Origin of the sequence: Nonomuraea wenchangensis (assembly GCF_900111685.1) — a bacterium.
Taxonomy (GTDB): Bacteria; Actinomycetota; Actinomycetes; order Streptosporangiales; family Streptosporangiaceae; genus Nonomuraea; species Nonomuraea wenchangensis.
This window is the reverse complement of sequence record NZ_FOHX01000003.1, coordinates 613319-635079: the sequence shown is the minus strand read 5'-3', so window position 1 is coordinate 635079 and position 21761 is coordinate 613319. Positions and strand designations below refer to the sequence as shown.

The following is a 21761-nucleotide window of genomic DNA, read 5'->3' as shown; positions in this document are numbered from 1 at the left end:
TACCCCTTTCGGGACGAGTCTATGAAGGGTCTTTCCTGGTCCAGAATGAGATGTCATGCGAGCAGTGGTGCAGCGAGTGAGTTCAGCGTCCGTGGAGGTCGAGGGCCGGACGGTCGGCGAGATCGCCGAGCCCGGCCTGCTCGTCCTGGTCGGGGTCACGCACACCGACACCAGGGCCGAGGCGGCCAAGCTCGCCGCCAAGCTGTGGGGCCTGCGGATCCTGCACGGCGAGAAGTCGTGCTCCGACGTCGCCGCCCCGCTCCTGGTGATCAGCCAGTTCACCCTCTACGGCGACGCGCGCAAGGGCCGGCGGCCCACCTGGCAGGCCGCCGCCCCAGGGCCCGTCGCCGAGCCCCTGGTGAACGCCGTCGTCGAGGAGCTGCGCGCGCTCGGCGCCCACGTGGAGACAGGCGTGTTCGGCGCGGACATGAAGGTCTCGCTCGTCAACGACGGCCCGATCACCCTCGTCCTCGACTTCTGAGCTCCCTGATCACCTGATCCGGCGGCGCAGCGACGGGTCGATGGAGACGTTGCGCCCGGCGTCCGGCGGCACCACGACCTCCTGGCTCGCCGCGACGCCGCCCGCCAGCAGCGGCGCGTCGACCGGCACCGTGCGCTTGACCACGGCCAGCGCGATCGGGCCCAGCTCGTGGTGGCGGGCCGCCGAGCCGACCACGCCGACCTCCTGGCTCTCGAAGATCACCGGGTCGCCGTGCACGGGCAGCGTGTCGACGCTGCCGTCGAGGTGCAGGAACACCAGGCGGCGCGGCGGGTGCCCGAGGTTGTGCACCCGGGCCACGGTCTCCTGACCGCGGTAGCAGCCCTTGGTCAGGTGGACCGCCGCGCCGATCCAGCCCACCTCGTGCGGGATCGTCTTGTGGTCGGTCTCGAAGCCCAGCCGCGGCCGGTGCGCCTCGATGCGCAGCGCTTCGTACGCCCACAGCCCCGCCAGCGGCCTGCCCAGGTGCTCGGGCAGCTCGGCGCGCGGCACCAGGACGTCCGCGTCGGCCGTGGAGAGCACGGCGAGGTCGTCGGCCCGCGACACCTCGACCCGCAGCATGAACCGCATGCGGTCGAGATAGTCGATCAGGCTCTGCGCGGTGCCCGGCTCGACGTGGGCCAGCACGCTCTCGCCGTCGTCGACCAGGGTCAGGTGGTGCAGCACGCGGCCCTGCAGGTCGAGGTCGAGCGTCTGCGTCCACTCGCCCGGTTTGAGAGTGTCGAGCTTCTGCGAGGTCAGGTCGTTGAGCCACTTCAGCCGGTCGGCGCCGGAGATCCGGATCACCTCGCGGTTGCTGCGATCGACGACCGCCTCGCCCTTGGCCAGCGCGCGCTGCTCGGCGAACAGGTCGCCGTAGTGGGCGGCTACGTCGGAGTCCGGGGCGTCAGCGGCGACCGCGCCGGGGAGGTCGAGCAGAGGGCTACGCATGCCTTCCAGGCTATCGGCAGTCGCGGCAACGTCCGAAGACGGTCAGGTGGTGCACGTCGGCGACGAACCCCATCTCGTCGTCCAGCGCCTTCACCAACCCCTCGGCCAGCTCCGGCCGCACCTCGAACACCTGGTCGCAGCCCCGGCACACCAGGTGGACGTGGTCGGCCTCGGCCGCCAGGTGGTAGGTCGGCGCGCCGTGCCCGAGATGCGTGTGGGTGACCAGCCCCAGCTCCTCCAGCAGCTCCAGGGTGCGGTAGACGGTCGAGATGTTGACCCCGCGCGCCGTCTCGCGCACCTTGACGCAGATCTCCTCAGGTGTGGCGTGCTCCAGATCCTTGACCGCTTCGAGGACGAGCTGGCGCTGCGGCGTGACCCGGTAGCCCTTCGCACGGAGTTCCTCGTGCCACTGCGTCTCGGTCATGCTCCCGAGTCTACGGCCCGGCGATATTCATTTGCCTCCCGCGCGAACCACCACATAACTTCGTGGGTACGCGGAAAGGAGGTGGTCCGAATAATGGTTAGTCATAGTCGGGCTAGCGAGGTGGTTGTCCGCTGACGTCGCGGACGCTTGTCTCGGTCTCGTGACGTGACGCGAATTCGAGGCAACTACCGGGGCCCCTGACAGCCGGAGGGCGGGAGCGAACGCATCCCGTCCGTGGTCCATCCGGCCCACCCGCACGAGCGGGCGGAGTGTTGTCCGGGGCCCTTCTTCATTTCCCGGCCACCGATGAGTTCCGCGCCCGGTCCCGGTCCACAGATGTGCACCCGCACATCCACGGAGAGAGGGACCATGAGCGCCAACCCCCTGCCACCCGTCGTCGACGCCGCGACCTGGCGGCGCGAGCTGGACGCGCTGCGCGCCCGCGAGAAGGCCGCCACCCGTGAGCTCGACGCCATCGCCGCCCAGCGCCGCCGCCTGCCCATGGTGCGGCTGCCCGACTACGTCCTGGACGGCGAGAACGGCCCTGTCCGGCTGGCGGACGTCTTCGACGGCGCGCGGCAGCTGATCGTCTACCACCACATGTGGTTCCCGGGCAAGGAGTGGCAGTGCCCGGGCTGCACCGGGTTCACCGCGCAGTTCACCCGCCTGGACTTCCTCGACGACTACGACGCCAGGTTCGTCGTCGTCACCCAGGGCCCGATCGACGAGGCGCTCGCCTACAAGCGGCGCGTCGGCAACACCATGACCTGGTATTCCACCGCCAACAGCCCGTTCGGCGCCGACGTGGGCGCCCCGCCCGGCGGCGGCTTCGCCGTCAACGTGTTCCTGCGCGACGGCGACGACGTCTACCGCACCTGGCACACCGACGGGCGCGGCACCGAGCAGCTCACCCACACCTTCGCGCTGATCGACCTGCTGCCGTACGGGCGGCAGGAGGAGTGGCAGGACTCACCGGAAGGCTGGCCCCAGTCGCCGGCCTACAGCCGCTGGGCCTCCTCTGAGGACGTCGCCGCCCGCTACGGCCCCGGCTAGCCTCGGCGGCGGGTCAGTGCTCGCCGCGCGGCGTGACCCCCAGGTCGGCGCAGGCGCGGCGGTAGAGGGACACGACGGCCTTGCGCACCTGTGCGCGCTCGGTGAGCGTCTCGCCCCACGGCACGCGTACGCGCTCGCCGCCGTCGATCGTGAACTCGATCGCCTCGGCGTCCACGTCGCTGGTCACCGCCGTGGTGGCGGACGGCCGGCCGGCGAGGGCCCGGACGATGAGCAGGGAGTCCCCGGCGTGGTCGTCGTTCATGTGGCGCTTGATCGCCTCGACCGCGTCGGGGGTGAACGGCGTGCTCACGCGACCTTCTTCAGCTCGGCCGACATGTGGTCCGACAGCGGCTGCCCCATGGCGGCCATCTCGTAGGCCCACATGAGGTTGCCGTTGACCAGCCCGTAGAGGCGGTAGCCCGCGGTGTATTCCTTCGCGCTGGCGGTGCGGGCCACCACGTCGGTGCGCAGCTCGATCTTGTGGAAGACGACCTCGCCGATGTAGATCTCGACGATGCCGGTCGGGTGCGAGAGCACCACCTCGAGCTGCCGGTCGGGCAGGGCCCGCCAGTAGCCGGACTCGGTGGCCAGCGGCCGGACCCGGTTGCCGTCCGCGTCGAGCAGCCAGGTGCGGCTGACGTAGGTCAGGAACGGCTTGCCGTTGTGACCGAACTCGATCTCCTGCCCGAAGTTGAAGCTCTCAATCGTCGGGTAGCCGCCGACGCCCGCGCCCTCCCACCGGCCGAGCAGGAACGCGATCGGCTCCAGGGCGGGGTGCACCTCAGGTTCTTCCATGGTCCCCAAGCCTAGTGGCCGGGGCTAGGGTGGCGGGCATGGCACGATCTCTGGTGATCAAGGTAACCGCCGGGGCCGACGCCCCCGAGCGCTGCAACCAGGCGTTCAACGTCGCGGCCGCCGCGCTGGCGAGCGGTGTCCCCGTCTCCCTGTGGCTGACCGGCGAGTCGTCGTGGTTCGCGCTGCCGGGGCGGGCCGCCGAGTTCGACCTCCCGCACGCCGCGCCGCTCGCCGACCTGCTCGGAGCCGTGCTGGCCGCGGGCCGGGTGACGTTGTGCACGCAGTGCGCGGCCCGCCGCGGGATCACCGTGGACGACGTCATCGACGGCGTGCGCATCGCCGGGGCGCCGACGTTCGTCGAGGAGGCGACCGCGGAGGGCGTGCAGGCGCTCGTCTACTGAGCGCTCGTTCCCTCCGGCAGCGGGTCGGGGTGGGCGGGCGCGGCGCAGCCGGCCCGGCACGCCTCCAGCTGCGCCGCGAACGCGATGCCCAGGAAGAGCGCGATCGAGCTGAGGAAGGACCACAGCAGCAGCGCCATGACGGCCGTCAACGGCCCGTACGTCTCGCCGAACGAGCTGTTGTTGTCCGTGTAGAGCGCGAGCGCCAGCGTGAAGGCCGTCCACAGGGCGAGCGCCACCAGCGCGCCCACGGCCAGCCAGGTGTGGCCCGGCTGCCGCCGCCGGGGCGAGGCCCGGAACAGCGTGACCGTGCTCACCATCGCCAGCAGGAAGCCGAGCGGCCAGCGGACGAGCGAGAACGCCTGCCGCGTCCCGTCCCCCCAGTCGTAGACCTCGGAGAGCGCGTGGCCGAGCGCGCCGCCGCCCACCAGGATCGTGAACCCGGTGATCATGAGGACGCCGGAGGTCAACGCCAGCGCGGCCGCCCGCGCGTACTTGCGGGGGAAGGGCCGGTCGCGTTCGACGCCGTAGATGCGGTTGGCTCCGCGCTCGAACTGCGCCATCGCCGTCGCCAGCGCCACGAGCGTGGTGCCGAGGCCCAGCAGGAGGGCGAGCGTGCCGGAGGTCTGGTTGCCGCCCGCCAGCGCCTCCTTGACCGCCTCGGCCCCGCCGCCGGGCGCGAGGCCGCGCAGCGTGAGGCCCAGCACCCGGCCGAGCCGGCCGTGGTCGGTCACCTCGCTCAGCCCGACGAGCGCGATCGTGCCGGGGATGATGGCCAGGCAGAGCTGGAAGGCCAGCGCGCGGGCATGGCTCATGCCGTCGCCGTAGCGGAACCTCACCAGCGAGTCGCGGACGAGCTGCCAGCCGCCGTAGTTGCGCATGGTCGCCCAGGCGTCGTCGGCGGACAGCTCCTCGCCGCTCATCGTCCGGGTCTGGGGGACCGTAACCGTTGAACCCACGGCGAACCGTCTACCCCGGTTCGCCGGAATTCATCAGGGAATCAGTCGGCCAGGACCGTGGCCAGGCGTTCCTGGCGCAGCGCCTCGTAGCGGGAGTCGTCGAGCGGGGCGAGCTGCCCCACCCGCCAGGCCAGCAGCAGGTCGGCGAGCGCCGGGTTGCGGGCCAGCGCGGGGCCGTGCAGGTAGGTGCCGACCACGTGGCCCGCGTAGCAGCCTTCGTAGCCGTCGCCGTTGCCGGTGCCCTTGACCGTGCGCGACAGCGGCCGGACGCCGGGGCCGAGCCGCGTGACGCCCATGTGGTTCTCGAACCCGGTCAGCGTGGGCAGGCCGAGCGCCGCGTCCACCTCGGCCACCAGCTCGCCCACGGCGCGGGCCGGGCCGCGCGTGCTCGCGATGTCGAGCAGGCCGATGCCGTCGACCGGCTGCCCCTCCTCGCCGCCGAACGTGCTGCCCATGATCTGGTAGCCGGCGCACACCGCCAGCATCGACGCCCCGCCGGCGATGGCCCGGTGCAGGCCACCGTCCTTGCGCAGGCGCTGGGCGGCCAGGATCTGCGGGCGGTCCTCGCCGCCGCCGATGAGGTAGACGTCGCCGCTCTCCGGCACCGGGTCGGACGAGCGCACGTGGATCGTCTCGGTGTCGATCCCGCGCCGCCGGGCGCGCTGCTCCAGCACCAGGACGTTGCCCTGGTCGCCGTAGGTGCTCAGCAGGTCGGGATAGATCCAGACGATGCGCAGGACGCTGTCAGACGGCACGACCGAACTCCGATCGGATCTGCTGGAAGGCGGTGTAGTTGGCGATGACGTCGACCCGGCCGGGCGGCTGCATGGCCAGCGCCTCGTTGAACGAGCCGCACAGCGTGAACGGCACGTCCGCCACGTCGAGCCGGAGCGCGAGGTCGAGCCGGCGTTCGCCGGTCACGAACACCGGACGGCCGCGCAGGATGCGGTAGTCGACGTCCCACAGCCACGACGTGTCGCGCCCGTCAGGGCCCTGGGCGTTGACCGACAGGATGATCGGCAGCTGCGCGTCGGCGACGTCGAACGCCTCCAGCCAGCCCGCCGGGTTCTTCGCCAGCAGCAGCCGCGCGTGCCGGCCGTCGCGCTCGACCATCGTGTAGCGGCCGGCCACGGAGGTGACCTCGCGCAGCCGCGGCAGCGCCCGGTCCACCGGCACCCCGAACGTCTCCGCCACCGCGAGCGCCATCACCGCGTTGGAGCGGTTGGCCGAGCCGGGAAGCTGGATGTCGAGCATCCACCGCTGCCCGCGCGGGTCGATCGCCGTCTCGTCGTCGAGCACCCAGTGGGGCTCGGGACGGTGGAAGGTGCACTCACGGCAGGCCCAGAAGGAGTCCTTGCGGTCGAGCGGGCCGCCGCACTCGGGGCAGCACCAGGAGTCCTCCTTCCAGCGCTGGCCGCCGGCTACCCAGGTGACCGAGGCGGCCGTCGAGGCGCCCCAGGTGACCAGCGGGTCGTCGCAGTTGGCGATGACGTGCGTGGGCTTGCCCGCGAGCGCGCGCCGCCACTTCTGCGCCAAGAGCCAGATCTCGGCCGCGCGGTCCATCTGGTCGCGGCTGAGGTTCATCAGGCAGACCACGCTCGCGCCGGTGGTGTCGAGCACCTCGGGCAGGTATTTCTCGTCCACCTCCAGCACGCCGTAGGGGGCGTGCTTGTGCTGCGACAGCGCCGAGACGTGACCGGCCGGCATGTTGGCGCCGAAGGCGTTGGTCGCGACCTCGCCGATGTCGAGCAGGGCCGAGACGATCAGGCGGGTGGTGGTGGTCTTGCCGTTCGTGGCGCTGACCAGGGCCAGCTTTCGGTCGCGGGCCAGCTTGCGCAGGAGATCGGGCTCCAGCATCAGGCCGACCCGGCCCCCGATCACAGAGCCGTCACCGCGCCCGGTCATCCTGGACAGCGTGGCGGCACTGCGGCCCAGGGCGCTGGCGAGCTGAGCCCGCAGAGGAAGCTGGGTCATGTGCAAGGATCCTAGTCGGGATTGGGCCGTACTCTCGTTACGCACACGAAAACGTCCTCCGTCCGCCCCCGTCAGAGGGCCGGGACCGGGGTGGGGAAGGCGAGCTCAGGAGTGCCGCCGTGGTCGAAGGGCAGGACGAAGCGGCGCGGCCAGGACAGCACGCCTTCGAGCCATCCCGCCCCCATCGTCTGCCCCACGTGCCGGATCCTGGCCGACGCCTCGATGCCGATGGCGACGGTCGTGATGTCGCGCTGCACGGCCTCGTTCTCGTCGTCGCCCAGGATGACCCGCCAGGCCAGCGCCCGGTTGCGGTCCACCTCCATGGACAGCGGGTGGTGGCGCAGCGCCTTGGCGCGGTGGCCGAGCAGCTCCGTGTGCACCCGCTCGGGTGACCCGTTGACGGCGGGGCCGGCGTGGGGCGGCCGGAACAGGGCGTACTCCATCGGCGGGGCGGGGCTGCGCAGGTTGGGGGCCGGCTGCCCGTGCGGGAAGAGCCGGTCCACCTCGTGCAGCCACCGCACCTGCGGGATCACCCACGACGCCCCAGGACGCTCGCCGCCGCCCTCCAGCCCCGCGAGCAGCCGCGTGGCTTTCTCGGCCGCCTTCTCGGTCAGCAGTGTGGGGTCGAACCAGCTCCGCAGCGACCAGGCCCGCCGCTGCACCGACCGTTCGACGAGGGTGGCGAGCAGGCATTCGCGCCGCCGCGCGGGCAGCTCGCCCCACGCCGCGGCGAGGACGCGCGGCACGCCCGGCAGCGGCCGGTTGCTGACGAAGGCGAGCACGACCGTGTCGCACCAGATGCGCAGCCACGCCCATTCCGGCGCGTCGGCGAGCACGTCCGCCTCGCGCAGCTCGACCAGCGTGCACGCCTGTCCGCCGCGGCACTGGGCGCCGCAGGCGGCCGACCGGCGGCCCCTGATGGGCGGCGGCGGCCCCGGCAGCAGCTTCTCCCTGGACTCGCCGAGCGGCACGCGGACCCGCAGCGGCCGGTCCATGCCGTCGGCGAAGACCGCGGCCGAGCCGGGCTGCAGCGACACGACGTGCCTGGACTGCTCCTCGCTGAGGTTCATGGCCGCGCCGACGAGCTTCCTGTCGTCCTCGGCGGGCAGCCGGTGCACGACCTTGAGCGCGGTGTTCTTGACCACGTCGGAGACGAGCTTGGACGGGATCTGCTCGGCGACGACGATGCCCTCGCCGTACGCCCTGATCTCGGCCAGCATCCCCGCCAGCAGCTCGACCGCGTGCGTCGAGGCCCGCCCCTGCCCGCGGTCGCGCAGCAGCCGGTGCGCCTCCTCGATGACGATGACGTGCCGCAGGTCGTGGGACTTCTCCTTGCGCGCCCGCATCCGCAGGTGCTCGACGATCCGGATGATCAGCGTGCCCATCAGGAACGCCTTGTCCTCGTCGTTGGCGACGTCCTCGATGGCGAGCACGACGTTGCGTTCCAGCAGGCCGCCGATGTCGGCGGGGTGGCCGCCCTCGAAGAAGCGCCCGGCCGAGCCGACGCGCAGCGAGCGCAGCCGCAGCGAGATGAAGCCCTCGACGTCGGCCTGGACCTCGCGGCCGTAGCCGATCTCCTTGATGACGTCCATGGCGTGCTGCTGGAGCTGTTCGAGGGTGGGGACGCTGGGCGGGACGCTGGAGCCGGGGACCGCGCCGCCGGTGACGACGTCCCAGCCGGTGGCCTCGTAGACGCGCTGCAGCGCCAGCGACATGATCTGCGGGAACGGCTCCTCGGCGTCGAAGGCGGCCATGAACAGCGCCCTGATCATGTCGATGTGGGCCTGTACGGGATAACCAGGCTCAGGTTCGAGCGGGTTGACGCTGAACGGCACGCCCTCGGGCGCGGACGGGTTGATCACGGTGACCGGCTCGTCGACGCGGCCGGCCATGGCGGCGTACTCGGACTTGGCCGGCTCGATCGCCAGCCACGGGATGCGCGCCCGGCTGAGCTGCTCCAGCAGGTGCCGTACGGTCTGCGACTTGCCCGAGCCGGTCGCCCCGGTGACGAAGGCGTGCCGGTTGAGCGTGGCGAGCGGCACCCGGAACGAGCCGACGGCGCGGTCCTGCCCGTCGAGGATCTCGCCGAGCTCCAGCTCGCCCCCGTCGGCCTCGGACGTCACGTCGAAGAAGCCCGAGTCGAGCACGCGGACGCCGGGCACCTCGCGCCGGGGCAGCCCGGCCAGCGCGGCGAGCGCTCCCGCGGTCGCGGCGAACGGCGCGGCGGCCCCGTCGGCCGGGTCCTGCACGGTGACGGCCAGCGACTCCGCCAGTGAGTACGCGGCCCCGTGGGAGCTCCGCAGCCGGTAGGGGTGGTGGCTCATCTCGACCGACCCGACCAGCACGGGCGCGAGCTGCCGCAGCTCGTCGGCGGTGGCGGCGCCGGCCAGCACCCGCACGTTCCAGAGCCCGGCCTCGCGGAAGGCGTCCAGCTCCTGCATGCGCCGCTCGGCCCGTTCGGCGTCGAACCTGGAGCGCTCGGAGGCGTCGCCGTACTGGCGCAGCACGTTGAGCTGGGTGCGCAGGTGGGCCACCTCGGCGTCCAGCAGGTCGGTCGGCTCGGCCACGACGAGCCAGGCGAACGGCCGCGACATGAGCGTGACCAGCGTCGCCTCGAACAGCGTGGGCCGGGTCAGCTCGTCGTGGTCGGCGTGGCGTTCACGGCCGCCCAGCGGCGGCGCCTGCCGTCCCGGGCAGGGCGCCCACACCAGGTCGGCCAGGTCGGCCAGGTATTCGTCGGAGAGCTGCACGCCGCGCGCCCCGCCGGGGAACAGCAGCGGCTGCGGCCCCCTCGGCCGGTCGGGCACGTCGGTGGCGCGGCGCGGCTGGCGCGGCGGCGACAGCGGGCCCGCGTTGGTGATGAGTTCGAGCGGCGCGCCGGATCCCCGTGACAGCCAGCCGATGACGAACGGCCGGTCGCGCTGCGCCGCCGACAACACGGCGGGCAGCACGGTGACGAAGTCCCATTCCGCCGACGAGCTTCGCGAGGGCGCGGCGATCGACTGGATTCGGTACCAGGGCCCGCTCAGCGAGACGCTCGGCTGCATCATCAATCCCCCAGAGACGGTTCTCGGCCAAATTCCAGCAACCGCCAGCTCGTCACCTTGACATTGACCATGTCATTACCCGGTCATGCCCGGCCCTTTCGCCAGTCGAGCCGTGGCGGGGGCGGTCCGAGGTTGGGCGGCGGCTTCTCCTCCCCGTCGGCGCCCTGGGGGTCGAGCGCCGGCGCGGACTCGCGCACGTCCTCCAGCTGGCCGAGTGTGGTCTTGGGGAAGGTGAGGATGGCGGGGTTGGCGTCGGCGAGGCGGACCCGCCGGCCGGTGGCCGTGGCGTCGGTGACGATGACGGAGGTCGTGGGGAGCTGCTGGAGCTCGTGCGGCTCGACCAGGAACTCGCGCGAGCGCTGGAGCACGCGCTCCTTCTCGGAGATCTTGTCGGCGGTGCGGCCCCACTCGGTGGACTCGGTGATGTCCTCGGCGAGGTCGGCCTCGCTCTCCTCGCGCAGCTCCCGCTCGTCGTCCACCTGGGAGACCGTGGAGGTGTAGCCGCCGTTGAGCCCCGGCAGCGACGCGCTGATCGTCTCGGTGAGCTGGGCCAGCTCCAGGCGGTGCTCGGTGCCGACGTGCTCGCTCGCGACGCGGGCGTCCTCGGCGTTGCCGAGCCGCATGAACGCCACCGCCGCATGCCCTCTGCCGAGTCGTTCGCGCACGGTGGGGGTGAGCGAGCGGTAGGTCAGGACGAGCCCGGTGCGCGAGGTCTCGCAGGCGTCCATGAGCCGATCGAGCACGTCGCCCCTGAGCTTGTCCGCGCCGGCCACGATGATCGTGTGGTACCAGGGCCGGTCGGAGGCGGGCGACTGGCGCAGGATGTGGGTGAGCGCGGTGGCGACGTACGTGCCGAGCACCCGGTTGCCGAACACCCCGGCCTGCCGGTCCATGCTCACCACCCGCAGCCGGGCCGGCGGCAGGCGTACGGCCTCGGTGCCGAGCGTCTCCAGCTTGCGGAGCTGCGACTCGAGTGCCCAGGCCCGCTCGATCACCACGCGGTCGCTGACGCCGCGCCCGAAGAGGGTGCCGATGCGTTCGAGCTGGGTGGCGGTGAGCAGCCCGAAGCGCAGGTCGTCGCGCGGGTCACCGACCTGCGCGAGCGCCCGCAGGGCGGCCGTGACCTGGCTGATGGTGGCGTTCTCGCCCAGGACCTCCAGCACCCGTTCCAGGATGGCGTTGTCGAAGCTGAGGTCGCGGGTGGTGCGGTGCTCCTCGCTGACGCTGACCACGTGCGCGAGGACGTCCGCGAACGCCTCAGGCTTGAGCGTGGCGCCGAGGTCGAGCTTGGGCAGGTCCACCGGCAGCACCCACACGAGCGGGTCGTCGCCGCCCTTGCGGGCCAGCTCGATGAGGTCCTTGGCGATGGCGCCCTCGGAGAGGTCGAGCACGGTGAGGTGGCCGCCGCTGTAGAGGCGGGTCGCGCCGAGCAGCGTGATCAGCGCGGACCAGCCGGGCAGGGTGCCGCCCGCCACGTCGATGCGGTCGATCTCGTCGGGGACGGCGACGGCGTACCAGCTGAGCTGGCGGTCGTGGCGGTCCTTGGACTCCTGCCACTCGCGGTAGCGCCTGGCGTGCTCCTCCTGGGCCTTGAACAGCTCCTTGTCACGTTCCTGACGCCGGCGCTGGTCCCTCGCCTGCTGCTCCAGCGCTCGGTAGCGGACCGCCTTGTCGCCCTGCATGAGGGCGTAGGTGCAGATGGCCGCCACGCCGCCGGCCGCCACCAGCCCGACGATCGCGAACGACCAGTCGAGGTAGCCCGCGACGGCGACGATCAGGAGCAGCACGCTCAGCACGAGCGCGAACCCGCGGAACAGCCGGACCGGCTGGTTGAGCATGTCGTCCTGCATCCGCTCGCGGCGGTCCGACTCGGCCAGGACGGGATCGGGCCCGGCCGCGGGCTCCTCGCCCGGCGAGGGCCGTTTGGGCGGCGGGCCGGGATCGGGGTGCAGCAGGAGGTATTGCCAGCCCAGGTAGATGCGGTCAGCCTGAAGCTGGGCATGCTCGGGATGCACGTCTGCCACGTGACCCTCCGGCCGCGATCGTTCTCCCAATGTCGGGTCGCCCTTTCCCGCCTCGTGACAGCGTAAGAGCTTCAACCCCCGGAACGGCAGAGTTTCTCGGCAATTCGGCCGAAGCGTTGGGAGCAATGCGGCAGATGGTACAAGCGATACCTATTACCATCCATAGCCATGACGGAACCCTCCGGCGGCAGCGAGCAGAGGCCGAGACGCCCGGTGGTGGTACCCGCCATCGCCCTGGTGGCGCTCACCGCCCTCGGCGTCACCGCTCTGCTGGGCGGGCTCGACGAGGCTCCCGACGCGCCTGAGCCGCTCGGCCAGGGCGCGGTGCTGGACCAGGGCATGTACTCCACCAAGTTCGTCGAGTCACGGGTGAAGGTGGAGAAGGGCGAGCTCTCCTTCGACGCCGACAAGCGCTTCGTCGAGCTCGTCTTCGACGTCACCAACAAGACCGACGAGACCGCCCGGGTCGGGATGCCGCCCGAGCAGCCGGAGCGGGCGTTCGCGCTGACCAGCTTCGCGGGCTCGCTCCTGAAGATCAGCCCCGCCTTCCCCAAGGAGTCGGGGCCGTTCACCTTCGCGCTGATCAAGGGCGACGAGTCGCAGCAGCTCCAGCCGGACGTCCCGACGCAGGTCGTCGTCCGCTACCGGCTCAAGGAGGGCGAGCGGCCACCGGACAAGATCACCATCGACGTCGGCTCCTTCGAGGAGGGGACCGACTTCCTCAGCGCCGAGCCCCGGTGGCAGATGGTGTCCGAGGAGGTGGGCGACAAGTTCGTCCCCGAGATCAAGGCGCGGGTGACGCTGCCCGTCAGGCAGGAGGCCGGCGCATGACCGCCACCGAGCCCCGCGCCGCCGCCCTCCCTCAGCCCGGCGGGCCGCCGGCCGGCCGCCGGCCCGGTCTCGGCGCGCGGCTGCTCGCCGTGGCGGCCGGAGTGCTCCTGATCGCGGGCGCGATGGGACTGCAGACACTCAAGCTGAGGCCGGCCGAGGTCGCCGACCCGATCGTCTACACCGGCTCCAAGGGCGAGGACGTGGACGCCCGCAGGTTCACCCTCCGGCTCGACTCGATCGCCGCCGCGAAGGCCCTCCAGGGCTCGTCGAAGACCATCGCCACGGACAACGTCTTCCTCGTCGTCGCGGCCTCCGCCAAGTCGAGCCTCAAGCCGTACCATCTGGCGACGCCCGTCCTGGTCACCGCCGGCGGCAAGCGGTTCGAGGCCACCGACCGGGTGGACAGGTCCGTCACGCTGTCCAACACGTTCGTGCAGCCGGACATCTGGGTGAGCGGGCGGTTCTACTTCGAGGTGCCCGCGTCGGCGCTGCCGGGCGCGAGCGTACGGTTCAGCCTGCCGCAGCAGGGCGTGGTGCTGGAGCCGTACCGGCCGGAGGTGGAGATCGATCTCGGTCTGGACGACGAGAGCGCGCGCAAGCTCGTGGCCTCGGCCCAGGACGTCTACCCGACCGTCAAGAAGTGATCGGCACATGAGCACGAACGAGCGTGACTGGTTCTCGCCGGAGCAGCGGCAACCGCAGCAGCCGCCGCAGCAGCCGCCGCAGCAGCCACAGCAGCCGCCGCCGCAGGGCTGGACGCCGGCCCCCGAGGGCTACACCGGGCAGCACGCCCGGCCGGGGCCCGGCGCACCTCCCCGCCGCCACGCCAGGCCGCAGCCGTACGACACCCGGCAGCCCAGGCCGCAGATGCGGGGCCCGTACCCGGACCAGCAGGTGTGGCCGCCCGCCGGCAACCGGCAGCAGCCGGGGAGCTCGACGCAGCCCATCCCGGCCGTCCCCGGAGCCCCGGCCGCCCGGCCGTGGCCGCCCCAGGGACTCCCGCCCCGGCCCGCGAGCGCCGGGCAGGCCACAGGGCAGGCCCCCGCGGGGGCGAAAAAGCCCCGCCGCCTCCTCGTCGCCGTCGCCGCCGTCGCGGTCTCGCTGCTCACGGTCGCGGTCAGCCTCTACGACCACCACGACTTCTACCAGCAGCAGATCACCCGCGGCCTGAACCACATCGAGACCGTCGTCCCCGCCGGGCAGCCGGGCAAGGTGTACAACACCGAGTGGCGGGTCGCCGTCGCCCCGATGAAGCCTCCGGAGGGCAACAAGCACGGCCCCGAGGTGACCTGGCTGAAGATCGACATCGCGAGGAGGGTCGTGGACCCGGCCTCCGCCACCATGATCGGCGACCCCGGCGACATGAAGCTCCGCGACCGGGCCGGCCGCGAGTGGACGGTCCCGTTCGAGGTCGTCGGCGACCGCCCGCTGGAGCGGATGGAGGTGGGCAAGGACTACCGGATCCAGGGCATGGCGATCGTCCCCACGGCCGTGGCGCAGGAGGTCGAGCTGTCGTTCGAGCCGAGCGACTACCGCTCGGACACCCCGACGGAGGACCTGTTCGACCGGGAGAAGATGGAGGCGCTGGGCCTGGACGTGTACGTGCTGCGGTTCAGACGTCGTTGAGCGGCTCGCCGCGCAGCCGCGCCCTGGTGGCGGCCAGATCGTACGTCGCCGCCAGCAGCGCCATGGTCAGCACGGTCACGACCATCTCGCGCAGGAAGACCAGCGGCACGTCCTGGTAGGCCCACACCCATTCCTCGCGGGAGCCGAGGAGCCCCACCACGGCGCGCACCGCGTAGTCGCCGCCCACCGAGAGGGCCACGTAGCACAGGCACATCATGCCGAACAGCGGGAAGCCGCTCCTGAACACCAGGCGCAGCGAGTTCGCGAGCGGCAGCCAGCGGTCCCTGAAGCCGCCGGTGAGCCGGTCGAACGACTTCTGGGTGAGGTCGTGGCTGCTCTCCAGCCGCTCCACGCCCTTCTCCAGCCGGGTCCCCTTGACCAGGACGCGGGTCTCGTCGGAGTAGGCGCCGAAGACCAGCATCGCCACGGTGAGCCAGGCCAGCGGCACGGCGACGGCGTCGATGAACAGCGGCCAGTACTCGCCGGTGATCGCGTCCCACACCGGGACGTTCTCCTTCGCCGCGGTCACGACCTCCTCGGTGCCCGCGACGACGCTGCGGTGCTCCACCCACTCGGAGCGGGCGTCGGCGAAGGCCACGGTGGCGTTCAGCCCGTAGAAGACGAACGCGAACTCGGACAAGGCGCCCAGGAACCCGTAGAAGCCGCTCCTGCCCCTCTCCACGGCCTTGGCGAAGAGCGACTTCAGCGCGAAGGTGACGACCATCGCGCCGAGCGAGACCCGCCAGTCGAGGTCGATCAGGCCGCGGCCGACGTCGCTGCTCTCGCCGAAGAACGAGGCCGTCATCTGCTCGTCGAGGTGATGGAACATGTCCATCTGGTAGACGTCCCTGGCGTCCTCGCGCTGGAAGCCCCAGGCGAGGTAGAGGACGGCGAAGGCCGGCGCGACCCGGTCGAGGGCGCGGAAGAACGGCTCGGCCGCCACACCCTCCCCGGCCCTCGCGCGCATCTCCCAGAGCGCGCCGCGCAGCGCGTGCAGCATCCCGGTCGTGACGATCATCGCGCTCAGCACGATGAACGTGAGCAGCGTCATGACCAGCACCAGGCGGACCTGGCGCCATTCGCCGTAGGCGACCTCGGTGGCCCCGTAGAGGAGCGCGTAGCGGGCCGCCTCGCCGGCGGCGAACCAGAGGATCAGGGGCAGCGCGCATTTCCCCGCGAGCCGCAGCGCGTGCAGGGGCAGCGAGTACGGCGAGGGCATCCGCTGAGCCGGTGCCGGCCCGGACGCGGGTGGTGTCATCACGCCTGTCGAACCGGACATCTGTGGAATCGTAGCGGCCTGTCCCTGGTGTCGCAGCAGCAACCTAGGAAACGTGCCCGGCCTGCGGCCGAGGTGACAAGTCGGTGCTCCCCCGTACGAACCCCGGCGCGGCGGGCCCACTATGAGCCTATGGAACCGCTCCCCGCGTTCGACACCGATCCTCGCGCGGTGGGAGATCGACTGCGGCGGCTGCGTCAGGAGCGCGGCGTCTCACTCGCCGAGCTCGCCGACCGGGCCGGCATCGGCAGGGACGCGCTCTCGGGCGTCGAGAACGGCGTCCACAGCCCGGCGCTCGCGACGCTCTGGGCCATCACCGCCCAGCTCGGCGTGCCGATCGGGGCCGTACTCGACCCGCCGCCCGAGCCGCAGATCATGCGCGGCACGGCCATGGAGGCCGAGCTGCTGGAGGTCTTCGAGGACGACCGCGTCATCTACGAGCTCTACCGGGTGCGCGTCCCGCCCGGCCTCACCCAGACCAGCCCCGCCCACCACGAAGGCGTCACCGAGCACGTCACGGTCTTCACCGGCACGCTCAGCGCCGGGCCCGTCAAGGAGCCGCTGACCGCCGGCCCCGGCGACCACATCTCCTGGCGCTCCGACGTGCTCCACGGCTACCGCGCGCACGGCCCCGACCTCGTCAGGGCCACGCTGCTCATGCGCTACCCGGTCAAGCCCTGAGACACGGAAAGGCCCGCGCCGGAGACCGGCGCGGGCCCTTCCACGGTCAGGCTCAGACGGCGACCGCGAGCTGGGCGACCTCGCCCAGCCTGGCCTCCACCTGCACGTCCCTGGTGACGCCGCCGCCCGCGATGATGCGGACGGTCCAGTCGCCGGGGGCGGCGAAGAAGCGGAAGACGCCGTCCTCGGACACCACGACCTCGCCGGTGAACTCACCGGTGCGGTCGAGCAGGCGGGCGTAGGCGGTGCCCGTGCCGGTCACCACGCCCTGGATCACGGCCTGGTTGGACAGATCGATGCCTGCGGGCAGCGCCACGGTCTGCTCCGGCGCTCCGCAACCCTGTGCGGTCATCAGCGGGCCTCCCCCAGCTCGATCGGCACGCCCACGAGCGAGCCGTACTCGGTCCACGAACCGTCGTAGTTCTTCACGTTCGCCTGCCCGAGGATCTCGTGCAGCACGAACCAGGTGTGCGCCGACCGCTCGCCGATGCGGCAGTAGGCGATGGTGTCCTTGCCGAAGTCGACGCCCGCGTCCTGGTAGAGGGTGCGCAGCGCGTCGTCGGACTTGAAGGTGCCGTCGTCGTTGGCCGCCTTGGACCACGGGATGTTGCGGGCGGTCGGCACGTGGCCGCCGCGCTGCGCCGCCTCCTGCGGAACGTGGGCCGGGGCCAGCAGCTTGCCGGTGAACTCGTCGGGCGAGCGCACGTCGACCAGGTTGAGCTTGCCGATGGCGTCGACCACCTCGTCGCGGAAGGCGCGGATGGAGGCGTCCTGCTCCTGGGCGACATATTGGGTCTTGGCCCGCTCGGTGACGTCCTTGACCAGCTCGCGCGAGTCGAGCTCCCACTTCTTGCGCCCGCCGTCGAGCAGCTTGACGTTGTCGTGGCCGTAGAGCTTGAAGTACCAGTAGGCGTAGGCGGCGAACCAGTTGTTGTTGCCGCCGTACAGCACCACGGTGTCGTCGTTGGAGATGCCTCGGTCGGACAGCAGGGCCTCGAAACCGGTCTTGTCCACGAAGTCGCGGCGGACCGGGTCCTGCAGGTCCGTCCGCCAGTCGATCTTCACAGCGCCACGGATGTGGCCGCTGTCGTAGGCGCTGACGTCCTCGTCGACCTCGACGATGACGACTCCGGGCGTGTCGAGGTTGGCCTCGACCCAGTCGGCGTCCACCAGTGCGGCGGAGCGGCTCATTGGGAAACCTCCATGTTGGCGGCGGGCAGTAGACGGCGAATATGCGGGTACGTGGCGCAGCCAAGGCTGGATCCCGAGGCTGCGGTGAGGATCTTCGTGAGGAGCTCCGGCTGGATGCGCGCGGCCTCGGACAACCGGAAGCGCCCCGTCGAGGTGACGAGGACGGTGGTCAGGGTCGTGATCGGCGCGCGGAGGCGCGACAAAGGAAGGTCGGCACGCATCGCGGGATGCTCCTGAAGGGTCGATTGGGGCGGATCAGCTGATCCGCGCTAGATCGTCCTCAGGCAGCGCGACAGAGCGCGGTGGCCACGCGGCAGAAATCAACCGCGCGCCGCTTCGTGAGCAGCTCTGTCGAAGGGGTCATAGCCAAGACACTACTCGGCGTCTCGACATCTGTCACATCTCGTCCGGTTGGTGAGACGATTCGGGGGTCAACGCCCCCGCGAGCGCCACCAGGACCTCCGCCTTGCGCGGCTGCCCGGCGGCCCGCCTGACGATCCGTCCCGCGCCGTCGAGCACGAACACCGTGGGCGTGCCGGTGACGTCCAGCCTGCGCACCAGGTCGAGCCGGGACTCCGCGTCCACCTCGACGTGCCGCACGCCCGGCACGAGCGCGCTCACGTCGGCGAGCACCCGCCTGGTCGCCCGGCACGGCTGGCAGAACGCGGTGGAGAACTGCACCAGCGTCGCCCGCTCACCGAGGGCGGCGCCGAGATCCCCCTCGGACAACGAACCCGTCACGTGAAGGTCCAACCGGCGCGGCCCGCGATTGCTTCCCGCCCCCGGGCTACCTGCCGGGCACCTTGACCCGGACCAGCACCTTCCCGGTGCGGTCGTCGATCACGTCGAAGCGGACGATGTCGGCGAGCGGCAGCCCGGTCGTGGTCTTGAAGGCGTCGCGCTCCTCGTGACCGTCGTCGCCGGCGACCCAGCCGTCGGTGACGTCCCGCCGCCCGCCGCCGGCCGCGACGCGGACCCGGCAGGGGGTGCCGTCCGGCACGCCGCGCAGTCGTACGGCCAGCTCGGTGCCGTTCTCGGCGGGCCAGGCGAGGATCGTGGCGTGGTAGCCGTCGGCGGCGTTCTCGCCGGTGAACTCGGGGCCCGCCACCGCCTGCTTCCGCTGCTTCGTGGGCAGAGCGGACGGGCTGGGGAGCGGATCGCCGGTCGCACGCAGCTCGTTGTTCTGGTCGGCGAGCGGCGCGGGCTGCTCGGCGGTGGAGGCGGCCGCGTCGGCCGGGCCGGACGAGGCGGCGGAGTCGGAGGAGGTCGCCCGCTCCGGCGCGCTCGCCGCGGTCATGTGCGGGCCGTCGCCGGTCACGGCCGTCCAGACCGCGCCGCCGACCACGAGCGCCGCGACGGACGCGGCCGACAGCAGCAGCATCCGCCCGCGCCTGGTGCGCCGGGCGCGATCGTCGAGCAGCCGGTCCAGCACCTGGCGCGGCGGGCTGGCGACCAGCTCGACGTCCCGTTCCGACACCTTGCCCAGGAACGAGGTGACGTCCTCCAGCTCCAGCAGCTCGGCCGCGCACGCCTCGCAGGTCGCCAGGTGGTTGTCGACCTCCAGCGCCTCCTCGGGGTCGAGCGCGCCGAGCGCCCGCACCCCCAGGGACATCCGCACCTCCTCGCAGGTCATCACGGCGCCAGCCCCCGCTCCTCCAGCGCGAGCTTGAGCGCGCGCAGCGCGTAGTAGGTGCGCGACTTGACCGTCCCCGGTGGAATGCCCAGCGTGTCCGACGCCTCCTTCACCGATCGCCCCCGGTAGTAGACCTCCATCAGCACCTCGCGGTGCTCGGGCCGCAGCGCGGCCAGCGCCTCGGCCACCGCCCACGACTCGACGGCGCGCTCCAGCTCGTCCTCGGCCGGCACGACGGTCAGCGCCTCGTCGCTGATCTCCGGCGGCCTGGCCTTCCTGGCGCGGTGCTGGTCCACCACGAGGTTACGGGCCACGGTGAACAGCCACGCCCTGATCGGCCGGTCGGTGAGCGCGTCGGGATGCCGCCAGGCCCGCAGCAGCGTCTCCTGCACCACGTCCTCCGCCCTTCCCGAGTCGCCGGTCAGTCGCAGCACGTAGCCGTAGAGCGGCCCCGCGTGCTCGTCGAAGAGGGTCCTCACGAGTTCCTCGTCGGCGGTCCCGGCTGCGCTCACGCCCTCATCACGTACGGCGGGGCGGATCGGTTCAGGCTCATCCACTGAGCGGCACGTCAGTCGCCTCGGCGGTGAACTCCAGTCCTTCGGCCACGCTCCTGACCCGGGTGACCTTCACGTCGAAGGGCAGATCGCCCTTGAACGGGATCGGGATCGAGACGAACTGCGCGAGCGCCGCGGGCACGCCCTCGATCTTCTCGGCCTGCAGCCTGATCTGCCCGTCGATCACCGAGACCCGCAGCTCGGCGTCGAACTTCACCTTGTTGGCCCCAAGCGTCACCTCGCCCGACGCGGTGAGCCGCTGCCCGTTGCCGCCGATCTTGACGCCGCGGGGGGCGTACTTGTCGATCGTGGCCCTGGTGAGGGTGCCGCTGACGGTCAGGCGGCCGGCCCGGATGTCGGCTCTGTTCTGCAGGACGTCGGCCAGCGGCGCGGTCACGTCGTAGGCGGCGCCCCGCAGGTTCTTCACCGGCACGCCGCCGTAGGTGAGGGTGCCGAGATCGAACCGCACCTCCGGATAGCGCCCGCTGACGGCCTGGGTGAGGAACGGGATGCCCTCGATGGTGACCTTGGGCGTGCCGGAGAGGTCGGCGGCGGCCGCGATGCGGTTGGCGAGGTCGCGTTCGACCCCGGCAGCCGCGACGCGGTCGACGGCGACAAGGAGAATGACCAGCACGATCAGGAAAACGATCAGCTTGCGCATGGGGCTCCCTGTACAGGCGGGGGGTACGAGCCTATCGACCAGGGACTCTCATTCCCCCACGAGGCGGTTGATCACCCGCCGGCGAAAGGCGGCAGCACCTCGACGGTGACGCCGTCGCCGAGCGCGACCTCGTCGTGCGGGCGCTTTCCCACGGGGGCGCCGTCGACCAGGAACGAGCAGCGCCGTACGACTCGCGCCAACTCGGACCGGTCCGCTGTGATTTTCGTCATCAGTTCGCTGAGCGTGACCGCGTCGAACGTCTCCTCGGCGACGCCCGCCGCTTCCTTGGCCGCCGCCCAATACCGTATTTTGCCTGTGGCCATTTGATCCTCACAATCCTTACCGGACCATTGTGCGTCTTCCTTAACAAGGTTGTTTCACGAGACGCGCTGTTCATCTGGTGGACCCGCAATGGACGGGTCTTACTCGTGGGATATCCTCACTCACAGGACCTGGGCGACGTAGCCCCCGGGTCCTTGCGCGTTTGAGGAGGCCGTAATGAGCAATCTGCTCCTGCTGACCAACGCCCTCGAGCCGTCCTCAGAGGTGCTTCCGGCGCTGGGGTTGCTGCTCCACTCGGTCCGTGTGGCGCCCGCCGAGGCGTCCGCGCTCATCGACACGCCGCCTGCCGACGCCGTCATCGTGGACGCGCGCAAGGAGCTCGTCCAGGCCAAGAGCCTGTGCCGGCTGATCCGCACCACGGGCATCGACTGCCCGCTGCTCGTGATCGTCACCGAGGGCGGCCTCGCCGCCATGACCGCCGAGTGGGGCGTCGACGACGTCCTCCTCGACAGCGCCGGCCCGGCCGAGGTCGAAGCGCGGTTGCGCATGGCGACCGGTCGCATCAGCCAGGCCGCCGCCGAGGACGTGCCCGACGAGATCCGCAGCGGCGACCTGTCCATCGACGAGGCCACCTACACCGCCCGGCTGCGCGGCCGGGTGCTCGACCTCACCTTCAAGGAGTTCGAGCTGCTGAAATACCTCGCGCAGCACCCGGGCAGGGTCTTCACCCGCGCCCAGCTCCTCCAGGAGGTCTGGGGCTACGACTACTTCGGCGGCACCCGCACGGTCGACGTGCACGTCCGGCGGCTGCGCGCCAAGCTCGGCACCGAGAACGAATCCCTGATCGGGACGGTCCGCAACGTCGGCTACCGCTTCGTCCCCGACCGGGCCGACACCGCGACCGTCTGAGCGGGACCGCCGGC

Annotated in this window: 27 protein-coding genes; 8 read left to right on the top strand and 19 right to left on the bottom strand. The window is 71.6% G+C overall.

The window, feature by feature from the left end; all coding sequences use genetic code 11:
• Positions 1-55: 55 nt before the first annotated feature.
• Entirely contained in the window at positions 56-481 is a 426-nt protein-coding gene (gene dtd / locus BMW85_RS11740) for a D-aminoacyl-tRNA deacylase (RefSeq protein WP_091080389.1), read from the top strand.
• A gap of 9 nt (positions 482-490) precedes the next feature.
• Here dtd and ygfZ read toward each other — a convergent pair whose 3' ends face one another.
• Together ygfZ and BMW85_RS11730 are read right to left on the bottom strand one after the other, a co-directional pair.
• The gene (gene ygfZ, locus BMW85_RS11735; RefSeq protein WP_091080386.1) at positions 491-1429 is read right to left on the bottom strand and encodes a CAF17-like 4Fe-4S cluster assembly/insertion protein YgfZ; all 939 of its coding nucleotides are present in this window, start codon (positions 1427-1429) and stop codon (positions 491-493) included.
• 10 nt (positions 1430-1439) lie between these two features.
• Positions 1440-1853 (bottom strand): Fur family transcriptional regulator, encoded by a 414-nt coding sequence (locus tag BMW85_RS11730; RefSeq protein ID WP_091080385.1) that lies wholly within the window; start codon positions 1851-1853, stop codon positions 1440-1442.
• Positions 1854-2222: 369 nt separating this feature from the next.
• Here BMW85_RS11730 and BMW85_RS11725 point away from each other — a divergent pair, with 369 nt between their 5' ends.
• Positions 2223-2906 (top strand): DUF899 domain-containing protein, encoded by a 684-nt coding sequence (locus BMW85_RS11725; RefSeq protein WP_091080382.1) that lies wholly within the window; start codon positions 2223-2225, stop codon positions 2904-2906.
• 13 nt (positions 2907-2919) lie between these two features.
• Here the strand turns inward: BMW85_RS11725 and BMW85_RS11720 are convergent, their stop codons facing one another.
• Complete coding sequence (locus tag BMW85_RS11720; RefSeq protein WP_177240624.1) at positions 2920-3216, bottom strand: DUF2470 domain-containing protein; 297 nt, start codon at positions 3214-3216, stop codon at positions 2920-2922.
• Positions 3213-3701, bottom strand: a complete 489-nt coding sequence (locus BMW85_RS11715) for a heme-binding beta-barrel domain-containing protein (RefSeq protein ID WP_091080380.1) — start codon at positions 3699-3701, stop codon at positions 3213-3215. The genes BMW85_RS11720 and BMW85_RS11715 overlap by 4 nt, the downstream gene beginning before the upstream one ends.
• 38 nt (positions 3702-3739) lie before the next feature.
• On the opposite strand from BMW85_RS11715, the gene BMW85_RS11710 reads away from it, so the two are divergent.
• On the top strand, positions 3740-4102 hold the full coding sequence (locus tag BMW85_RS11710; protein ID WP_091080377.1) for a DsrE family protein: 363 nt from the start codon (positions 3740-3742) through the stop codon (positions 4100-4102).
• Here the strand turns inward: BMW85_RS11710 and BMW85_RS11705 are convergent.
• The 5 genes from BMW85_RS11705 to BMW85_RS11685 form a co-directional block, all read right to left on the bottom strand.
• Positions 4096-5058, bottom strand: a complete 963-nt coding sequence (locus BMW85_RS11705) for a YihY/virulence factor BrkB family protein (protein WP_245774729.1) — start codon at positions 5056-5058, stop codon at positions 4096-4098. The two genes, BMW85_RS11710 and BMW85_RS11705, sit on opposite strands and share 7 nt — an antisense overlap.
• Positions 5059-5099: 41 nt before the next feature.
• Positions 5100-5813, bottom strand: coding sequence for a type 1 glutamine amidotransferase (locus BMW85_RS11700; RefSeq protein ID WP_091080372.1), 714 nt, complete (start codon positions 5811-5813; stop codon positions 5100-5102).
• Positions 5803-7032 carry a Mur ligase family protein gene (locus BMW85_RS11695; RefSeq protein ID WP_091080371.1) on the bottom strand — a complete coding sequence of 410 codons (1230 nt, stop codon included), beginning with the start codon at positions 7030-7032 and terminating at the stop codon, positions 5803-5805. Before BMW85_RS11695 ends, BMW85_RS11700 begins: the two co-directional genes overlap by 11 nt.
• A 71-nt stretch (positions 7033-7103) precedes the next feature.
• Positions 7104-10079 (bottom strand): ATP-binding protein, encoded by a 2976-nt coding sequence (locus tag BMW85_RS11690; protein WP_091080738.1) that lies wholly within the window; start codon positions 10077-10079, stop codon positions 7104-7106.
• 83 nt (positions 10080-10162) lie between these two features.
• Positions 10163-12103, bottom strand: coding sequence for a hypothetical protein (locus tag BMW85_RS11685; RefSeq protein WP_177240623.1), 1941 nt, complete (start codon positions 12101-12103; stop codon positions 10163-10165).
• A gap of 168 nt (positions 12104-12271) precedes the next feature.
• Between BMW85_RS11685 and BMW85_RS11680 the strand changes: the two genes are divergently transcribed.
• The 3 genes from BMW85_RS11680 to BMW85_RS11670 are packed head-to-tail and all read left to right on the top strand — an operon-like array spanning position 12272 to position 14560.
• Positions 12272-12934: a hypothetical protein gene (locus tag BMW85_RS11680; RefSeq protein ID WP_091080367.1), complete on the top strand. Its 663-nt coding sequence runs from the start codon at positions 12272-12274 to the stop codon at positions 12932-12934.
• Positions 12931-13578 carry a hypothetical protein gene (locus BMW85_RS11675; RefSeq protein WP_091080364.1) on the top strand — a complete coding sequence of 216 codons (648 nt, stop codon included), beginning with the start codon at positions 12931-12933 and terminating at the stop codon, positions 13576-13578. Before BMW85_RS11680 ends, BMW85_RS11675 begins: the two co-directional genes overlap by 4 nt.
• Positions 13579-13585: 7 nt before the next feature.
• On the top strand, positions 13586-14560 hold the full coding sequence (locus BMW85_RS11670; RefSeq protein WP_091080363.1) for a hypothetical protein: 975 nt from the start codon (positions 13586-13588) through the stop codon (positions 14558-14560).
• Here the strand turns inward: BMW85_RS11670 and BMW85_RS11665 are convergent.
• Positions 14547-15839: a hypothetical protein gene (locus tag BMW85_RS11665; RefSeq protein ID WP_143082227.1), complete on the bottom strand. Its 1293-nt coding sequence runs from the start codon at positions 15837-15839 to the stop codon at positions 14547-14549. The two genes, BMW85_RS11670 and BMW85_RS11665, sit on opposite strands and share 14 nt — an antisense overlap.
• A 168-nt stretch (positions 15840-16007) precedes the next feature.
• Here BMW85_RS11665 and BMW85_RS11660 point away from each other — a divergent pair, with 168 nt between their 5' ends.
• Entirely contained in the window at positions 16008-16517 is a 510-nt protein-coding gene (locus BMW85_RS11660; RefSeq protein ID WP_245774727.1) for a helix-turn-helix domain-containing protein, read from the top strand.
• 52 nt (positions 16518-16569) lie between these two features.
• Here the strand turns inward: BMW85_RS11660 and BMW85_RS11655 are convergent, their stop codons facing one another.
• From BMW85_RS11655 to BMW85_RS11620, 9 genes are all read right to left on the bottom strand, one after another.
• Entirely contained in the window at positions 16570-16869 is a 300-nt protein-coding gene (locus tag BMW85_RS11655; protein WP_091080356.1) for a DUF1416 domain-containing protein, read from the bottom strand.
• Positions 16869-17708 carry a sulfurtransferase gene (locus tag BMW85_RS11650; protein ID WP_091080355.1) on the bottom strand — a complete coding sequence of 280 codons (840 nt, stop codon included), beginning with the start codon at positions 17706-17708 and terminating at the stop codon, positions 16869-16871. The genes BMW85_RS11655 and BMW85_RS11650 overlap by 1 nt, the downstream gene beginning before the upstream one ends.
• A complete protein-coding gene (locus BMW85_RS11645) occupies positions 17705-17929 on the bottom strand; it encodes a hypothetical protein (RefSeq protein WP_091080352.1) in 225 nt (74 codons plus the stop codon). The genes BMW85_RS11650 and BMW85_RS11645 overlap by 4 nt, the downstream gene beginning before the upstream one ends.
• Positions 17930-17988: 59 nt before the next feature.
• The gene (locus BMW85_RS52510) at positions 17989-18072 is read right to left on the bottom strand and encodes a putative leader peptide (protein WP_350773254.1); all 84 of its coding nucleotides are present in this window, start codon (positions 18070-18072) and stop codon (positions 17989-17991) included.
• Positions 18073-18104: 32 nt separating this feature from the next.
• Positions 18105-18449, bottom strand: a complete 345-nt coding sequence (locus tag BMW85_RS11640; protein WP_245774726.1) for a TlpA family protein disulfide reductase — start codon at positions 18447-18449, stop codon at positions 18105-18107.
• Between the two features lie 46 nt (positions 18450-18495).
• The gene (locus BMW85_RS11635; RefSeq protein WP_091080348.1) at positions 18496-19341 is read right to left on the bottom strand and encodes an anti-sigma factor family protein; all 846 of its coding nucleotides are present in this window, start codon (positions 19339-19341) and stop codon (positions 18496-18498) included.
• The gene (locus BMW85_RS11630) at positions 19341-19853 is read right to left on the bottom strand and encodes a sigma-70 family RNA polymerase sigma factor (RefSeq protein WP_091080347.1); all 513 of its coding nucleotides are present in this window, start codon (positions 19851-19853) and stop codon (positions 19341-19343) included. Before BMW85_RS11630 ends, BMW85_RS11635 begins: the two co-directional genes overlap by 1 nt.
• A 37-nt stretch (positions 19854-19890) precedes the next feature.
• Entirely contained in the window at positions 19891-20556 is a 666-nt protein-coding gene (locus tag BMW85_RS11625) for an LmeA family phospholipid-binding protein (protein WP_091080344.1), read from the bottom strand.
• A 71-nt stretch (positions 20557-20627) separates the two neighbouring features.
• Entirely contained in the window at positions 20628-20879 is a 252-nt protein-coding gene (locus tag BMW85_RS11620) for a MoaD/ThiS family protein (RefSeq protein WP_091080343.1), read from the bottom strand.
• A gap of 175 nt (positions 20880-21054) precedes the next feature.
• Here BMW85_RS11620 and BMW85_RS11615 point away from each other — a divergent pair, with 175 nt between their 5' ends.
• Entirely contained in the window at positions 21055-21747 is a 693-nt protein-coding gene (locus tag BMW85_RS11615) for a winged helix-turn-helix transcriptional regulator (protein ID WP_091080340.1), read from the top strand.
• Positions 21748-21761: the final 14 nt, after the last annotated feature.

What these genes read in the sequence shown, in the direction of transcription:
- dtd (WP_091080389.1), top strand. Translation starts at nt 56, where the DNA reads ATGCGAGCAGTGGTGCAGCGAGTGAGTTCAGCGTCCGTGGAGGTCGAG.
- ygfZ (WP_091080386.1), bottom strand. Translation starts at nt 1,429, where the DNA reads ATGCGTAGCCCTCTGCTCGACCTCCCCGGCGCGGTCGCCGCTGACGCC.
- BMW85_RS11730 (WP_091080385.1), bottom strand. Translation starts at nt 1,853, where the DNA reads ATGACCGAGACGCAGTGGCACGAGGAACTCCGTGCGAAGGGCTACCGG.
- BMW85_RS11725 (WP_091080382.1), top strand. Translation starts at nt 2,223, where the DNA reads ATGAGCGCCAACCCCCTGCCACCCGTCGTCGACGCCGCGACCTGGCGG.
- BMW85_RS11715 (WP_091080380.1), bottom strand. Translation starts at nt 3,701, where the DNA reads ATGGAAGAACCTGAGGTGCACCCCGCCCTGGAGCCGATCGCGTTCCTG.
- BMW85_RS11710 (WP_091080377.1), top strand. Translation starts at nt 3,740, where the DNA reads ATGGCACGATCTCTGGTGATCAAGGTAACCGCCGGGGCCGACGCCCCC.
- BMW85_RS11695 (WP_091080371.1), bottom strand. Translation starts at nt 7,032, where the DNA reads ATGACCCAGCTTCCTCTGCGGGCTCAGCTCGCCAGCGCCCTGGGCCGC.
- BMW85_RS11690 (WP_091080738.1), bottom strand. Translation starts at nt 10,079, where the DNA reads ATGCAGCCGAGCGTCTCGCTGAGCGGGCCCTGGTACCGAATCCAGTCG.
- BMW85_RS11680 (WP_091080367.1), top strand. Translation starts at nt 12,272, where the DNA reads ATGACGGAACCCTCCGGCGGCAGCGAGCAGAGGCCGAGACGCCCGGTG.
- BMW85_RS11675 (WP_091080364.1), top strand. Translation starts at nt 12,931, where the DNA reads ATGACCGCCACCGAGCCCCGCGCCGCCGCCCTCCCTCAGCCCGGCGGG.
- BMW85_RS11670 (WP_091080363.1), top strand. Translation starts at nt 13,586, where the DNA reads ATGAGCACGAACGAGCGTGACTGGTTCTCGCCGGAGCAGCGGCAACCG.
- BMW85_RS11665 (WP_143082227.1), bottom strand. Translation starts at nt 15,839, where the DNA reads ATGTCCGGTTCGACAGGCGTGATGACACCACCCGCGTCCGGGCCGGCA.
- BMW85_RS11655 (WP_091080356.1), bottom strand. Translation starts at nt 16,869, where the DNA reads ATGACCGCACAGGGTTGCGGAGCGCCGGAGCAGACCGTGGCGCTGCCC.
- BMW85_RS11650 (WP_091080355.1), bottom strand. Translation starts at nt 17,708, where the DNA reads ATGAGCCGCTCCGCCGCACTGGTGGACGCCGACTGGGTCGAGGCCAAC.
- BMW85_RS11645 (WP_091080352.1), bottom strand. Translation starts at nt 17,929, where the DNA reads ATGCGTGCCGACCTTCCTTTGTCGCGCCTCCGCGCGCCGATCACGACC.
- BMW85_RS52510 (WP_350773254.1), bottom strand. Translation starts at nt 18,072, where the DNA reads ATGACCCCTTCGACAGAGCTGCTCACGAAGCGGCGCGCGGTTGATTTC.
- BMW85_RS11635 (WP_091080348.1), bottom strand. Translation starts at nt 19,341, where the DNA reads ATGACCTGCGAGGAGGTGCGGATGTCCCTGGGGGTGCGGGCGCTCGGC.
- BMW85_RS11625 (WP_091080344.1), bottom strand. Translation starts at nt 20,556, where the DNA reads ATGCGCAAGCTGATCGTTTTCCTGATCGTGCTGGTCATTCTCCTTGTC.
- BMW85_RS11620 (WP_091080343.1), bottom strand. Translation starts at nt 20,879, where the DNA reads ATGGCCACAGGCAAAATACGGTATTGGGCGGCGGCCAAGGAAGCGGCG.
- BMW85_RS11615 (WP_091080340.1), top strand. Translation starts at nt 21,055, where the DNA reads ATGAGCAATCTGCTCCTGCTGACCAACGCCCTCGAGCCGTCCTCAGAG.